Raw genomic sequence first — 14,546 nt, 5'->3', positions numbered from 1 at the left:
AGATTGCCAAGCACGGCAAGCTCGACCCGGTGATCGGGCGAGACGCCGAGATCCGGCGCATCAGTCAGGTACTCACGCGCCGCACCAAGAACAACCCCGTGCTGATCGGCGAGCCCGGCGTGGGCAAGACCGCCGTCGTCGAGGGCCTCGCCCAGCGCATCGTCGCGGGCGACGTCGCCGAGAGCCTCAAAGACAAGCAGCTCATCACTCTCGACATCTCGGCGCTCGTGGCGGGGGCAATGTACCGCGGCCAGTTCGAGGAGCGTCTAAAGGCCGTGCTCAAGGAGATCACCGAGTCCGATGGTCGCGTGATCACGTTCATCGACGAGCTGCACACGCTCATGGGCGCGGGCGGCGGCGAGGGGTCGGTCGCGGCATCCAACATGCTCAAGCCGATGCTCGCGCGGGGCGAGCTCCGCATGATCGGCGCGACGACGCTCAACGAGTACCGCGAGTTCATCGAGAAGGATGCCGCGCTCGAGCGCCGCTTCCAGCAGGTCTATGTCGGGGAGCCCTCGGTGGAGGACACGATCGCGATTCTCCGCGGGCTGAAGGAGCGCTACGAAGCGCACCACAAGGTCGCGATCGCCGATGCCGCCCTCGTCGCCGCCGCCGCGCTCAGCAACCGCTACATCTCCAGCCGGCAGCTGCCCGACAAGGCCATCGACCTCATCGACGAGGCCGCGTCGAGGCTGCGCATGGAGATCGACTCGGCGCCGCTCGAGATCGACGAGCTGCGCCGCCACGTCGATCGCCTCAAGCTCGAGGAGCTCGCGCTCAAGAAGGAGAAGGACGACGCCTCGAAGGAGCGCCTGGCGAAGCTGCGCACCGACCTCGCCGCCGAGCAGGAGCGCCTCACCGACCTGCAGGCCCGCTGGGAGAGGGAGCGCGCGTCGCTCAACCGCGTCGGCGAGCTGAAGACGCGTCTCGACGCCGCCCGCGTCGAGGCCGAGCGCGCTCAGCGCGAGGGCGACCTCGAGAAGGCCTCGCGGCTGCTCTACGCCGAGATCCCGGGCCTCGAGCGCGACCTCGTCGCGGCCGAGGGCGCCGATGCTTCGACAAGCTCAGCAACCGGTGGGGGTCGCATGGTCAACGACCAGGTCACCGACGAAGACATCGCGAGCGTTATCGCGGCGTGGACCGGCATCCCCGTCGGCCGCCTGCTGCAGGGGGAGACCGAGAAGCTGCTGCACCTCGAGACCGAGCTCGGCAAGCGCATCATCGGCCAGAAGGATGCCGTCAAGGCGGTGTCCGACGCGGTGCGCCGCTCACGGGCCGGCATCAGCGACCCCGGTCGCCCGACGGGTTCGTTCCTGTTCCTCGGCCCGACGGGCGTGGGAAAGACCGAGCTCGCGAAGGCCCTCGCCGAGTTCCTCTTCGACGACGAGCACGCCATGGTGCGCATCGACATGTCGGAGTACGGCGAGAAGCACACCGTCTCGCGCCTGGTCGGTGCCCCTCCGGGCTACATCGGGTACGAGCAGGGGGGTCAGCTGACCGAGGCGGTGCGCCGTCGCCCGTACAGCGTCGTGCTGCTCGACGAGGTCGAGAAGGCGCATCCCGAGGTTTTCGACGTGCTGCTGCAGGTGATGGATGACGGCCGCCTGACCGACGGGCAGGGCCGCACCGTCGACTTCCGCAACGTCATCCTGGTGCTCACGTCGAACCTCGGTTCGCCCATCCTCATCGACCCCACGATCTCGGTGGAGCAGAAGCGCGAGGCCGTGCAGGGCCTCGTGCGCCAGGCCTTCAAGCCCGAGTTCGTGAACCGGCTCGATGACATCGTGATCTTCCAGGCCCTCACCGAGGACGACCTCGCGCAGATCGTCGAACTCGCCGTCGATGCGCTGCAGCGCCGCCTGCGCGACCGCCGGCTCACTCTCGCCGTCACCCCCGACGCCCGCGGGTGGCTCGCCGAGCGCGGGTACGACCCGCTCTTCGGGGCGCGTCCGCTGCGGCGCCTCATCCAGTCCGAGATCCAGGACCGCCTCGCGATGGCGATCCTGGCGAGCGACGTGCACGACGGCGACGTCGTGCGGGTGGATGTCGCGGCCGACGGCTCCTCGCTGACCCTCGTCAGCGAGGGCAGGCCGGCCCCCGAGGTCGAGGACGACGACGACGTCATCGAGGCGATCCTCGAGGACTGACCGGCACGCCCCCGTGGGAGGGACGCTCGCGGCCTACTCTCTTGGGTATGCGCATCGCGGCGGCCCTCTGGCGCTCCTCCCACCCGGGACCCACCGTCGTCGTCACCGTTCTCGCCCTCGCGCTCGGTGCCTCGGTGGGGGTGGATGCCGGGCGCCTCGCCGTGCTCGTCGCGTCGGTGCTGCTGGGGCAGCTGTCGATCGGCATCTCGAACGACGTGATCGACGCGCCTCGAGATCGCATCTCCGGCCGCACCGACAAGCCCCTCGCCCGCGGCGATGCGCCGACCCGCGTCGCCTGGATCGCGGCATGGTCGACCCTGGTCGGCGCCCTCGCGCTGTCGGCCCTGCTCGGCTGGCAGCTGGCGCTCGCCCACGCGATCTTCGTCGGGTCGGGATGGGCCTACAACGCGTGGCTCAAGTCGACGGTCTTCTCCGCCGCGTGCTTCGTCATCGGGTTCGGGGTCTTTCCCTCCCTCGCTCCGCTCGCACTGCCCGACCCCCACGCCGCACCGCCGTGGGCGTGGATCGCGGGTGCTGCACTGGGCCTCGCCGTGCACTTCTCGAACGTGCTGCCCGACCTCGAAGACGACGCACGCACGGGCGTGCGCGGCCTGCCGCATCGGCTCGGTCGCCGCGCGTCGGCCGGGGTAGCGGCGGGCGCGCTCATCACGGGTGCGACGGCCGTGGTCGTCGGCTCGGCCGGCGCCGCCGCACCGACGGTGCTGTCGTGGGGATTCTTCGCGGCGGTCGTGGGCGTCGCGGTCTGGGGTCTGGTGGCGGCGCTCACCCGGCCCCCTGAGCGCTTGGTGTTCCGTCTGGTCATGGCCGCGGCGCTGCTCCTCGCGGCGCAGCTCGTGCTCGCGGGGAACCTCGGTATCTGAGCGGCCGGCACCGCTCGGCCGGAGCGGGCCCTAGTCCTCGCTGGCGGTCACCTTGAGCTCGAGCCGGCTCGGCACGGTTTCGACACGCGACACGTGGATGATGTCACCGCTGCGGTCGGTGGCGGTCTTCTCGATCAGCACGAGTGCATCGTGCTCGGGCCGGTCAAGCCACACCGCCGTCTGCTCGGTCGTGAAGCTCACACTGATGCGGCGCTCCACTTCGTGGAAGTGCACGCCGTACCGCTCGCGGAGCAACTGGTAGGTGGACGTCGTGTCGTCTACCAGCGCATCGAAGCCGGGATACCGAGTGAGCGAATAGCTGCTGTCATCGATGGAGAGAGGCACCCCGTCGAGGGAGAACACCCGTACGAGCCGGAAGACCGGCGAGCCCTCCGCAACCCGCAGGGCGCGGGCGATGTCGGCATCCCCTTCTCGCACCTCGGCCCGCATGATCCGCCTCGCCATGACCCCGCCACCGCTGAGGTGGTCGGAGAACCCACCCATGGCCATCGTCCCGACGGGCGAGCGCGGTGCCGACACGAATGTGCCGCGCCCCTGTCGGCGCGTCACCATTCCCATCTCTGCCAGGTCGGCCACGGCGCGCCGCACGGTGATGCGACTCACCCCGAAGCGTTCGCAGAGTTCCGGCTCGGGGGGAAGGCGACCGGCGCCGAAAGCGCCGGTCTCGATCTCGAACAGCAGCGTGTTGCGCACCTGCTCGTGGAGCGACATTGCGAGCGGCTGCACCATGGACCCCACCCTAGACGGCTTCGTAGCGGCGGATCAGCTGCGCGCGCGCATCGGCCCCTGCCTCGACGGGGTAGCCGAATGCTCCGCGATACGTGCAGGCGAGGGCGCCCGACACGGCGGCGATCTCGAGACATTCGTCCAGGTCCGACCCGGCCGCCGTCGCGGCGAGGAAGCCGGCGATGAACGCATCGCCGGCGCCGAGGGCGTCGATGCCCTCCACGGGTACGACCCCGGCGTCCGACCGCGCGCCGTTCGAGAATGCGGCCGAGCCCCGTATGCCGAGAGTGACGACCGCCGTGTCGATCCCCGCATCGACGGCGCGACGACCCAGCCGCTCGACTTCGGCGTCGCTCAGGGCTCCGCCCGAGAAGAAGCCGACCTCGACGTGGGGTGCGACGCGTTCGAGGATGCTCGCCGGCGGGTCATCCGAGAAGTCGAAGGAAACGTGGATGCCGCGCGCCCGCAGCAGCGGCAGCTCCAGCTCGATCGCCGAGTAGACCGAAGTGTGGACGCGGCCGAAACCCGAAAGGTAGTCGAGGTCGGTCTCGGTCAGGCGCAGTCGCAGACCTTCCTGTACGCCGCCGCGGTTCGACCCGACGAAGCGGCGGTCGCCGTCGTCGTCGAGCGCGACGAACGCCATGCCGTTCGCTCCGGCCGCCCGACGGACGCGCGTGTGATCGACGCCCACCTCGTCGAGCACCGCCAGCAGATGCTGCGCGAACCTGTCGTCGCCCACGATTCCCACGAATCCCGCTATTCCATCGAAGAGGAGGCGACTGTACACCGAGACGTTGAGAGCGTTGCCGCCGGGGTAGGCGAGGTCCTCGTTCAGATAGCAGTCCAGCACATCATCGCCCACGCCGACGATCGACGGCTTCGCGATGCGCGCGAGCCGGTCGCGCAGAAGAGCGGAGGTGCGCACGGTTCAGCCTTTCACACTGCCCGCGGCGACGCCCGCGACGAAGTACCTCTGCAGCAGGACGAACACCACGATGATCGGTAGGGCGGCGATCACGAGGCCCGCGAGCAGAACACCCCAATCAGTCGACAGCGCGTCGCGAAACGCCATGAGCCCCGCTGGTATCGTGCGGATCGCATCGGAGTCGACGTACACGATCGCGAAGAGGAACTCGTTCCAGGCGAAGTACGCGGTGAGCACGGCAGCCGTCACCAGCACGGAGCGGCTCAAGGGGACGTATACGTGCCGCAGCACTTGCGGCGAGCGGCATCCGTCGATCGTCGCGGCATCGACCAGCTCTTGCGGCACGGCGAGGAACACCGATCTGATGAGGATCACCGCCATCGGCAGGCGGAACGCGACGTACGGCAGGATCATCGCCCAGTGGGTGTTCAGCAGCTCCATCGCGTCGAGCAGGCGATACAGCGGGATGAGGCTGACTTGCGGCGCCACGACGAGTCCGCCCATCATGACGATCATGATGAGGTCGGCGAGCCGATTTCGCAGTCGCACCATGCCGAAGGCGCAGAGCGCCGCGACGAGCACCGTCGCGGCGGTCGAGGTCACGGTCACGATGAGCGAGTTGAGAAAGTAGTCCGAGATCCCGCGCTCCCATGCCTGCGCGTAGTTGCCGACGAGCCAGGTGGTCGGGAGGCCCCAGGGGTCGGCGTAGATGTCGGTGGACGCCTTGAACGACGAGACCACCATCCAGAAGAGGGGGTAGGCGATCACGATCGCGTACCCGCCGAGAACGACATACACGGGCAGGCTCCACGCCGTCGTGCGTCCCCGCACACGGCGGCGGGTGCCGCGCATCCGGCGACGGGCCGAGGGCGCCGTCGTCATCGCGACCGTGTCGAGCGATACCGGCCGGGGCGCGTCGTTCAATGAGCGGACGGATGCCTCGTGCACATCGGATGCCGACATGTCAGTCCTTTCCCGTGCGGAACGACACCAGCTGGATGACCGACAGCACGAGCGTGATCACGAAGATGAGGGCCGCGATCGCCGAGGCATAGCCCAGCTGATTCTGGAAGAAGCCCTGGTTGTACATGTAGGTCGCCAGCACTTGCGTGGTGTTGCCGGGACCGCCGCGGGTCAGGATGTAGGGCTCGTTGAAGACCGTGAATGCTCCGGAGACCGTGAGGATCATGGCGACGAAGATCATCTCCTTCGCCTGTGGCACGGTGATGTGCCAGAACTGCCGGATGCGCCCGGCGCCATCGATCGCCGCTGCCTCGTAGAGGTCGGCGGGGATCTGCTGGAGGGCGACGACGTAGAGCATGCAGATGTAGCCGATGCTCTGCCACTGGGAGACGCTGATGACCGCGCCCATTGCGGTGTCGACGTTCGCAAGCCAGGCCGTCTGGAGCGAGCCGAGGCCGATCAGGTCGAGGAAGGCGTTGAGCAGGCCACCGCGCGCGTCGAAGACGAAGGTGAAGAGGAGCGCGATGACAGTCATCGAGATGACGGCCGGTATGAAGTAGACGCTGCGGAGGATTGCGCCCATCCGCGGCCCGAGCAGGTGCGTGAGCCAGGCCGCGACGATGAGGCCGCCGATCACCTGGAAGGCGATCGAGACGACCGCGTAGAGCGTGTTGTTTCCGAGGGCTATGGCGATGACCGGATCGCCGAGCAGTCGCGCGAAATTGTCGAGACCGACGAATTCCATCGTTCCCGACCCGGCGGAGAAGCGGAAGAACGAGAAGCCGATGTTCGCGACCAGCGGGTAGTAGACGACCAGCCCGATGAGCACGAGGGCGGGAACGACGTAGAGCACATTGAAGATGCGAGTGCGGGCGATCATGCGCGCCCTCCTATCGTTCGTCGTGGGCCGCGGTTCGCGCGGAGGTTGAGTGGCGGGGCCGCCGCGGGCACAGGTTGTGAGCGGCGGCCCCACGGTCGGTCAGCTTGCGTCGCGCACGCGCGCGGCGGCCTCCTGGACGGCGGTCATGACGCCCTCAGGGGTCTGCTGTCCGCTGAGCATCAACTGCGTCTCCGCGAGGTAGGCCTGCACGATCTGCGCGTTGTAGGCGTTGTCGAGCCACGATGTCATCGACGACGCGTTGATGATCTTGTCGGCGGTGTCCTTCAGGATCTGCGGCGAGTCCGACTTCTCGACGGCGCCGACGACGGCGCTGAGCTCGCCGGTCTGCTCGGTGTACGCGATGCCGTTCTCCTCGTTGAGCATGAACTCAAGGAATCGCAGGGACTCCTCGGGGTGCTCGGTGTTCGCGGCGACGACGAAGCCCTCCGGCGCCCCGGTGAGCTGCAACGGGTCGCCCTCGCCCCCGTCGACCGACGGGAAGTTGAAGGTTCCGTATTCGAAGGCGGCGTCCGCGAAGTACGCGACCTCGGAACCCTGCATGTACATGATCGGCGCCTCCCCAGCGATCCATGCGTTGCGCGCCACCTCATGTGTCACGGCTGTGAGATCGGGATTCATGTACGCGGCGAGTTCTTCGAGGCGCTCGAGGGCCTCGACGTAACCGGCATCGGTGAACTCTCCGTCCGCCGCGACTTGGTCCCCAGCGAACACGTCCGCCTCCAGCACGCGCTGGTTGAGCGTGCCGACGTAGTGCGCGATCGGCCACTGCTCCTGCGCGCCGAATTCCATCGGCGTGCGACCCGACTCCTGGATGGCGTCGAGCACGTCGATGAACTCGTCCCACGTGGCGGGAACTTCGAGCCCGAGCTCGTCGAAGACGTCCTTGTTATAGAAGAACAGCTTCGCGTGCATGCCCACCGGCAACGCGTACTGCGCGCCGTCGATCTGGAAGGGCGTCATCTGGCTCTCGTAGTACCGCTCGGCGACATCGGGGTTCTCTGAGAGCCATTCGTCGAGGTTCATGACATTGCCGCCGGCGACGAGTTCGTCGATGAACGAGCCGCTCCACGAGAACATGACATCGGGTGCGTTGTCCGATCCGGCGACGACCTTGACCTTGTCTTTGTACGCGTCGTTCAGCACGCTTTCGACGTTTACCTTGATGTCGGGGTTCTCGCTCTCGAAACGCTCGACCAGGTCGGTGAAGTACGCATTCTTGGGTTCGTTCGGCCAACGGTGGAAGAAGTCGATCTCGACGACCTCATCCGAGCTGGCGTCATCGCCACCCGCGCAGGCGGCGAGCGAGAGCGCGAGCGCTGCGAGGGCGAGGAGGGCGCCGGCTGTGCGGACGTGTGGGCGCATGTGCTGCATTCCTTTCGGTTCAGTACTCCATGCGCCACATGTAGCGACGCACGCTGAGGGGGTGACCGCGGTGATCCGCGAGGGCGTCCGCGTAGGTGCGCAGAACGACGTTGAAGAGGAGATGGGCGATCAGTCCCCGCACGAGCGGAGCGACGCGCTCCAGCCCGAAGGACTGCGCATCGATGACCAGGGCGCGGTCGCTGTGCTTGACGAGGAAGTCGACGGCGCGCTGCTCGACGGGACGGGTTTCGTCGAGGCCCAGGAGTGCGATGAACGGCACATCGGTGTCGGTGATCTCGAACGGGCCATGGAAGTACTCGCCGGCGTGAATGGCGGCGGAGTGGACCCACTGCATCTCCTGAAGCAGGCAGATCGCGAACGAGTATGCGGTGCCGTAGTTCGAGCCTGCCGCCATCGTGTAGATCAGCTGCTCGCGCCGGTGCGAGAAGCCCCAGGTGTCGGCGGCATCTGCGTGGGCCGCCCGTGCCGCGGGCGCGAGCGACTGCAACGCCACGATGGCTTGGTCGACCGGCGTGACGAACTCGGCATTCTCCCGGTCATCGAGCACGCGCGCTATCAACCGGAGCAGCAGCGCGGGAGCCACATACGACTCACTCTTCTCGGGGCCGTGCTCGTAGCCGATCACATACTCCGAAGCACGCGCCAGCGGGGAGCCCAGTTCGTGCGTGAACGCGACCGTGAGCGCCCCCTGGGAGCGTGCGAGCTCGGCGGCCTCCACCGTCTCCGGGGTGGTTCCCGAGTGCGAGCACAGGATGACCAGGGTCTCGGCATCAACTCGGCTCGAAGCGCGCGACGTGAACTCGGCGGCGTTGAGGGCGACCGCCTCGAGCTTCCTCGCGGCGGTCCCGAAGAAGTACTCGGCGGGGAGCATGACCGCGTACGAGCCCCCGCAGGCGGTCAGGACCACACGGGAGATGAGCGGCCGGGAGGCGATCGCCTCCCGGGCAGCGGCGAGCTGCTCTTCGATAACGGAAGTCTCGGTGGATACGACGGTGACTGACACGGTAACCCTTTCACTAGAACGTCTAGATTCGTTATATAACGTTCTATATCGTCTGTGCAAGTGCCAGATGAAGATTCGCGCCGCGGCCACCTGGCCTGGCTCCCACGGGCACCGCGTGGGCGAGCCGGCACCTTGCCCGGGAGTCGTTGCACACGTATCCTGAGGTCAGTTGCCCCGGACCCCGGTCGACGTCACCGTTCATGATGACTCGAGGGGCGGGATCGGTTGCGAAACAGCGGGAACCACCTCATCTGCGCACGCGGTGTGCGTGACGATGGACCTCCGCACGACCGCGTAGCATCACCCCGTCGGAGGGGTTCGTGCGCCGCGGCCGCGCGTCTTCCGTCGCACTCCCGGCGCCCGCGCACAGCGTCGCGCGTCCGCGTCACGACGCCGGATCCCGTCCCGTCGTGACGCCACACACGCCCTCTCCCGGGTTGAGATCAGTCCCCAGCACTCCCCGGGAGAGGTCGATCCACCGTCGCATCGCACGAGTCCGACGCCGCTGGAGCCGGCCCGGCGCGTTGCCCCGGCGACTCCGCCTGCGATGGAAGAAGGGCCCTCTCGAGCCTTCCATTGGGGACTGGATGACTTGAGAGGGCCCATCGCTAACCGCGGGAATTCCTCGACCGCTGGGGACGGTCTCGAGGGTCACACGGAAGCTCGATACCCACGATAGGAGAGCGAGCGCATGCTGTCTGTCCCCTCTTAGGCGGACACGCCCGCGGCCCGCCCACGTGGTCCGTGCGCGGTTCGGACCACCTCGCCGGGGCCCGGTTAGGGTAAGGAGGCGGGAAGCGAAAGGAGTGGGTTTGAGTGCGGTCTGTGCAGCGGCTCGAGGTCGGCATCCCACGCGTCCCTGGCGACGTGATCTCGCGCCCGAGGCTGACGGCGGCGCTTGAGACCGGCGGCCCGCTCACGCTCGTGCGTGGCGCATGCGGGTCGGGAAAGACCGTGGCGATCCGCGAGTGGGTGCGACACACCGCGAACTCCGTGGTGTGGACGACGGTGGATGCCGACACCGCGACGAGCGGGCAGCTCGCCGCCACGCTGGTCCGGCAACTGAGCCGGGCGGGCCTCGGTCAGCCGGAGGCGCCGGAGCTGTCGGGGTGGGCAGCGGTTCGTGCCTCGCTGGAGTCGCTCGACGCGCCCCTCACGATCGTGATCGACGATGCCGCAAGCCTGCATCACGATGCCCTCCTCGATCTGTGCCGCCTCATCGCCGATGTCGCGTCTCTGCGCGTCGTCGTCGCCGCCAACCGCCGCACCGTGCTCGACGGCGACGCGGTCGGTCTGCTGATCGACCGCACGCTGGTCGGGCCGTCGCACCTGATGTTCGACGACGATGAAATCCGCCGAGCGCTGGGCGTAGAGACGGCTGTGGCCACCGAAGTCCAGGCGATCACCAACGGCTTCGCCGCCGTCATCCACGCCATGGCCCGGCTCGGGTCACCCGCTCTCGGCGAATCGCTGCTCGATGTCGCAGTCGACGCCGTAGAGGAGTACATGCGGGTTCGAGTCGCGCGATCGGGCTACGACACCGCGGTGCTCGACACGCTCATGCTCGTGGGCTTTGCCGACGCGGTCGATGTGCCACTCGCGCGCGAACTCTCCGGAAACCCTCGCGTGGAGCGGCACCTCGACAGCGCCGAGCACCTCGGGTTCGGTGCATGGTCGGACGAGGGTTCGCGCCGGTTGTTCCGCTTCGCGCCCTTCGCCCACGTTCTGCTGCGCCGCGAGCTCGAGCGCACCCACGCGGATGACCTGCCGCGGCTGCGACGAACGCTCGTCGAACACGCGCTCCGCGCCGACGGCCCGATCGCTGCCCTGACGCAATCCGTCGAATGGGACGACCTCGACTTGGCGAGCCGCGTGGTCATCGCGTCGTGGCATCATCTGATCACCAACGATGGTGCCGCGGTGTGCGATCTGCTGGGCGCGATACCTCTTTCCAGGCTGCGACACCACGCGCTGCTGGTCATGCTGCTCGCCCTCTGCTACAACAGCCGCAGAGTGCGGCGGCTGCGCGGTCTGCAGCTCTTCCGCGTCGCGGTGTCGGCGGCGAACTCGCCGAGGCCCGACATGACCGATTCGGATCGGCTGTTCGTGTGGACGTCCGAGAGCGTCGCGCTTCGTCTGATCGGGATGTCGGATCGCGCCGGAAGCGTCGCGATGCGGGCCCTGCGCCTCCTGACGGCGATCCCCGAGGACGAGAGGGCCTGGTACGCCGACGAGCTGCCGCTGCTGTGCGCCCAGCTCGGTGTCTCGCTGCACTACAGCGGGCACCGGCGCCAAGCGATCGAGTGCTTCATCTACGGCGCCGCGCTCGCCGAGACCGGACAGCGGGAGCACGGGCTGACGAGCCTGGCGATGCTCGGCGGCATCCACGCACTCGAAGGTGACATCCCCGAAGCCCGCTACTACGTCGATCTCATTCGCAGGCGGAGGTGGCCGAAGGAGCGTCTCGACGGCTACCAGGGAACCTTCTATCGCGTCGCCGAAGCACTCATCGCACTCGAGGAGTCGGATCCGGTACGGGCCGCCGAGCATATCGAGGTCTTCGGTCCGCACAGGGCGACGAGCGAGCACTGGCTCGCGATGGCGACGGTGGAGGCGCTCGTCGCTCTTCGCGCCGGCCGGGCAGCTGCCGGGCTCGCTCGCCTGGAGTCGTTCGTCCTGTTGCGCGGCCGGGAAGGGCACAATGCCGCATCACGGCGAGCGCTGACGAGGGTGCGCGTGCTCCTCCACCTCGCGCTCGGCGACACGCACACGGCGAAGGCCGTGCTGCACAGGGACGCCCCCGAGGACAGGTTCGAGACGGTCGTGGAGCGGGCCCGCGTCGCCCTCGTCGAGGATCGCCCCGGCGACACCGTCCGGATACTGTCGCAGACGCGAATCGCACCCACGACGCCCCGGCTGCGGGCGGCCGCCGCCGCACTGCGGGCCGCCGCACTCCATCGGACCGGCGGAGCGTCCGCGGCGGAAGGGGAGACCCGAGCGCTGGCAGCCCAGCTTCTCGACCGCCAGCTGCGACTGCCGCTCACCTTCCTCCCGCCGGCCGACATCCACGCGCTCCGCGAGCTGTTCCCCGAAGAAGCCTCCGAGCTGCGATCCGTGCAGTCCGCGCTCACGGACCGCACGCCTCCACCGGATTTGAGCACCCGCGAGCGTGTCGTTCTGCGCGCGCTCGCGTCAGGCGTTCCCGTGAGCGCCATCGCCGCGCAGCTCTCGGTCTCGCCGAACACCGTGAAAACCCAGCTGAAGAGCATCTACCGCAAACTCGGCGTCACCGGACGCGACGAGGCCATCGCCGTCGCGGTGGCGAAGCGACTGCTCTCGGACCCGCCGTGACGCCGCCCCCGCCGCGTCGGCAGATGCCCACGCGGGTCATTCTGATCTGCGCCGCGTTCGGCGCTCTGCAGTCGCTCCTCTTCGCGGCGGTGGCGCCGGTCACCATTGCCCTGGCGCCCGTGGCACCCCCGGCATATGCGGTGATCGCCGGCGTCCACAGCCTCCTGCCGTTCCTCGCGCGTCTCGTGACCGGGGTCACGGGCGCCGCGACGATCACGGGATTGATCACCGGCATCCTCGCGGCCGCGATCACCCCTCTGGGTGCACTCGTGATCGTGCCGCTCGCATTGGCGGGTGCGGCCTTCGACGCCGCGCTGCCGTGGCGTGGTCCGTGGCGGCGCCCGCGCAGCATCAGCCCGATCGGGTGGGGGAGGCTGACCCTCGGCGGGGTCGCGGCCGCGGTAGTGCTGTTCGCCGTGTCGCTGCCGGTGTTCTCCAGCGAGCACCTGTCCCCGCCGGTGCTCGTCGCGACCCTGGCGGGTCGACTTGCGGGCGAGCTCGCCGCCGTCGCCCTGGCGGCCGTCACCGCCCGGCGGCTGACGCGTGCGGGCCTGCAGGGCACGGGGTCGGTCTAGCCGGGGGCGCACAGTAGCGCTGCGGGCCGGGTCAAGCGTCTCGGTCCAGGCCCATCGCATAGGCCCGCGCCGGGATCCCCGCGAAAGGTCCCGCGAGCGCGAGGCGAAGCAACCCCATCGCCGCCCGGTGGGCCACCGCCCCTCGCGAGCGCCCGAGCGACGTGTTCAGGCCGGCGAGCCGCGCGGCCGTGCGGGCTGAGGCGATCCGGTGCTTCTCCCAGACCGCGAGCCCGTCCCGCGGCTCGCCGCCGGTGCGAGCCCACTCGGCGAGGAGCGGCGCGAGGGTCGCGGCATCCAGCAGCCCCAGATTCATCCCCTGCCCGCCGATGGGACTCACTTCGTGTGCGGCGTCGCCGATCGCGAACACGCGGCCTCGCCGCATCCGATTCGCGACCGCCCGGCGCACGCCGAACGCCGAGACGCGATCGATCCGCGCCGCGATGCGCTCGTCGCCCGTCCGCCGGATGACCGCGTCGCGCAGGCGCGCGACGTCGGAAGGATCCTCGCTCCAGCCGCCGCGGTCGAGGGCGCCGCGGGGCGCGAAGCGGTCCCATGCGACGAGCCGCCGCCCGCCGCCGGGCAGGGGGAAGGATTCGAGCACGCCCGCCGCGTCGAGGTGCACGACGGCCGTGTTCGCGATGTCGTCGGTCCCGGCATCCGCCACGTCTGCCATCAGGTACCGGTCGCGGTAGGTGTGCACGCGGATGTCGCTGGTCGCCTCGGTGAGGCTTCGTGCGCCGGAGCCCGCGCCCACGACGACGAGCCTCGCCGTGTGGGATCCCGCGGCGGTCGTGACCTCGACGTGCGCGCCGGCGTCGGTGACCGCGACCACCGCCGCGCCCCGCCGCGGCGTCGGCCCGCCTTCGGCGACGGCTGCCTCGGTGACGGCCTGCGGCACGGTGGCCACGAACGGAAAGCGCAGGAGGAGCCGGTCGAAGCGCACCTCGCCCACGATCCCCCGCCGCGTGCGGGCGAGGCCGCAAGGGATCCGCACGGCGCGCTCGAGGATGCGGTCGGTGGCACCCGAGGCCTCGAGCGCGGCGAGCACGGGCGCGTGCACCCCGATCGCCCGTGAGCCGCCTCCGGGCGAAGCGCGCCGCTCGAAGAGCGCGACATCGAGGCCGCGCCGGGTGAGCTCCGCAGCGATCAACAGGCCGGCGGGCCCCGCACCGACGACGATCGCGTCGTGGTCGGGGCCGCTCACGACGCCTGCCAGTGCGCGATCAGCCGGAACGGCGCGGGCGTGGCGACGCTCCAACCCCCGGGAAGAGCGTCGCGCAGCTCACCCGCCGTATAGCTGCGGCGGATGCTGCGCAGCCCGTCCGTGCGGAGGAACGACCCGGGCGCGAAAGGGGTGACACCGACGGCGTACGCGCCATATGCCATCCGGCCGCGTGCGATGTCGGAGTGCAGGGCGATCCGCGACGCGAGGGCGCTCGAGTCGGCCGCGAGCCCGTCGAGCTGGGCGGCGCTCAGGTGATGCAGCAGGTGGTTCGACACCACGACGTCGAATCGCTCCCCCTCGGACACGAGCTCCGCGCTCAGTGCGGCGCGATAGCGGATGCCGTCGACCGGCGTTGCGCGCGCGACCGCGAGCCCGCGCTCATCGGGGTCGATGCCGACACCCTCGACCGCGAACCCGTCGGCGCGGGCGCGGGCGACCAGGCGGC

The 14,546-nt window shown here is 69.3% G+C and carries 12 protein-coding genes; 4 read left to right on the top strand and 8 right to left on the bottom strand.

All coding sequences use genetic code 11. The features are described 5' to 3' along the window. Window positions 1–2,147 (top strand): ATP-dependent Clp protease ATP-binding subunit (locus VNT50_RS03820; RefSeq protein ID WP_325483775.1); only part of this gene is annotated, 2,147 nt, incomplete at its 5' end. 47 nt (window positions 2,148–2,194) lie between these two features. Beyond that, window positions 2,195–3,028, top strand: a complete 834-nt coding sequence (locus VNT50_RS03815) for a UbiA family prenyltransferase (RefSeq protein ID WP_325483774.1) — start codon at window positions 2,195–2,197, stop codon at window positions 3,026–3,028. Between the two features lie 30 nt (window positions 3,029–3,058). Here VNT50_RS03815 and VNT50_RS03810 read toward each other — a convergent pair whose 3' ends face one another. The 6 genes from VNT50_RS03810 to VNT50_RS03785 form a co-directional block, all read right to left on the bottom strand. Beyond that, window positions 3,059–3,778 (bottom strand): GntR family transcriptional regulator, encoded by a 720-nt coding sequence (locus VNT50_RS03810; RefSeq protein ID WP_325483773.1) that lies wholly within the window; start codon window positions 3,776–3,778, stop codon window positions 3,059–3,061. A 10-nt stretch (window positions 3,779–3,788) separates the two neighbouring features. Further along, window positions 3,789–4,700: a PfkB family carbohydrate kinase gene (locus tag VNT50_RS03805; protein ID WP_325483772.1), complete on the bottom strand. Its 912-nt coding sequence runs from the start codon at window positions 4,698–4,700 to the stop codon at window positions 3,789–3,791. A 3-nt stretch (window positions 4,701–4,703) separates the two neighbouring features. Continuing rightward, entirely contained in the window at window positions 4,704–5,663 is a 960-nt protein-coding gene (locus VNT50_RS03800) for a carbohydrate ABC transporter permease (protein WP_325483771.1), read from the bottom strand. A gap of 1 nt (window position 5,664) precedes the next feature. After that, complete coding sequence (locus tag VNT50_RS03795) at window positions 5,665–6,543, bottom strand: carbohydrate ABC transporter permease (RefSeq protein WP_325483770.1); 879 nt, start codon at window positions 6,541–6,543, stop codon at window positions 5,665–5,667. Between the two features lie 99 nt (window positions 6,544–6,642). Further along, the gene (locus tag VNT50_RS03790; protein ID WP_325483769.1) at window positions 6,643–7,926 is read right to left on the bottom strand and encodes an ABC transporter substrate-binding protein; all 1,284 of its coding nucleotides are present in this window, start codon (window positions 7,924–7,926) and stop codon (window positions 6,643–6,645) included. 19 nt (window positions 7,927–7,945) lie between these two features. Beyond that, entirely contained in the window at window positions 7,946–8,950 is a 1,005-nt protein-coding gene (locus tag VNT50_RS03785; RefSeq protein WP_325483768.1) for an SIS domain-containing protein, read from the bottom strand. An 816-nt stretch (window positions 8,951–9,766) separates the two neighbouring features. On the opposite strand from VNT50_RS03785, the gene VNT50_RS03780 reads away from it, so the two are divergent. Continuing rightward, window positions 9,767–12,301 (top strand): LuxR C-terminal-related transcriptional regulator, encoded by a 2,535-nt coding sequence (locus VNT50_RS03780; RefSeq protein ID WP_325483767.1) that lies wholly within the window; start codon window positions 9,767–9,769, stop codon window positions 12,299–12,301. A gap of 23 nt (window positions 12,302–12,324) precedes the next feature. Beyond that, window positions 12,325–12,876, top strand: coding sequence for a hypothetical protein (locus tag VNT50_RS03775; protein WP_325483766.1), 552 nt, complete (start codon window positions 12,325–12,327; stop codon window positions 12,874–12,876). A gap of 31 nt (window positions 12,877–12,907) precedes the next feature. Here the strand turns inward: VNT50_RS03775 and VNT50_RS03770 are convergent, their stop codons facing one another. Continuing rightward, on the bottom strand, window positions 12,908–14,080 hold the full coding sequence (locus VNT50_RS03770) for an FAD-dependent oxidoreductase (RefSeq protein WP_325483765.1): 1,173 nt from the start codon (window positions 14,078–14,080) through the stop codon (window positions 12,908–12,910). Further along, window positions 14,077–14,546 (bottom strand): methyltransferase domain-containing protein (locus VNT50_RS03765; protein WP_325483764.1); only part of this gene is annotated, 470 nt, incomplete at its 5' end. The genes VNT50_RS03765 and VNT50_RS03770, both read right to left, overlap by 4 nt.

Source organism: Microbacterium sp., assembly GCF_035554235.1.
Classification (GTDB): Bacteria; Actinomycetota; Actinomycetes; order Actinomycetales; family Microbacteriaceae; genus Microbacterium.
Note: the sequence above shows the minus strand (reverse complement) of the source record. Positions and strands in the feature narration are given on the sequence as shown.

Bases quoted from the DNA above. Each gene is read 5' to 3' on its own strand.
- VNT50_RS03815 (WP_325483774.1), top strand. From the start codon at position 2,195: ATGCGCATCGCGGCGGCCCTCTGGCGCTCCTCCCACCCGGGACCCACC.
- VNT50_RS03810 (WP_325483773.1), bottom strand. From the start codon at position 3,778: ATGGTGCAGCCGCTCGCAATGTCGCTCCACGAGCAGGTGCGCAACACG.
- VNT50_RS03800 (WP_325483771.1), bottom strand. From the start codon at position 5,663: ATGTCGGCATCCGATGTGCACGAGGCATCCGTCCGCTCATTGAACGAC.
- VNT50_RS03795 (WP_325483770.1), bottom strand. From the start codon at position 6,543: ATGATCGCCCGCACTCGCATCTTCAATGTGCTCTACGTCGTTCCCGCC.
- VNT50_RS03790 (WP_325483769.1), bottom strand. From the start codon at position 7,926: ATGCGCCCACACGTCCGCACAGCCGGCGCCCTCCTCGCCCTCGCAGCG.
- VNT50_RS03775 (WP_325483766.1), top strand. From the start codon at position 12,325: ATGCCCACGCGGGTCATTCTGATCTGCGCCGCGTTCGGCGCTCTGCAG.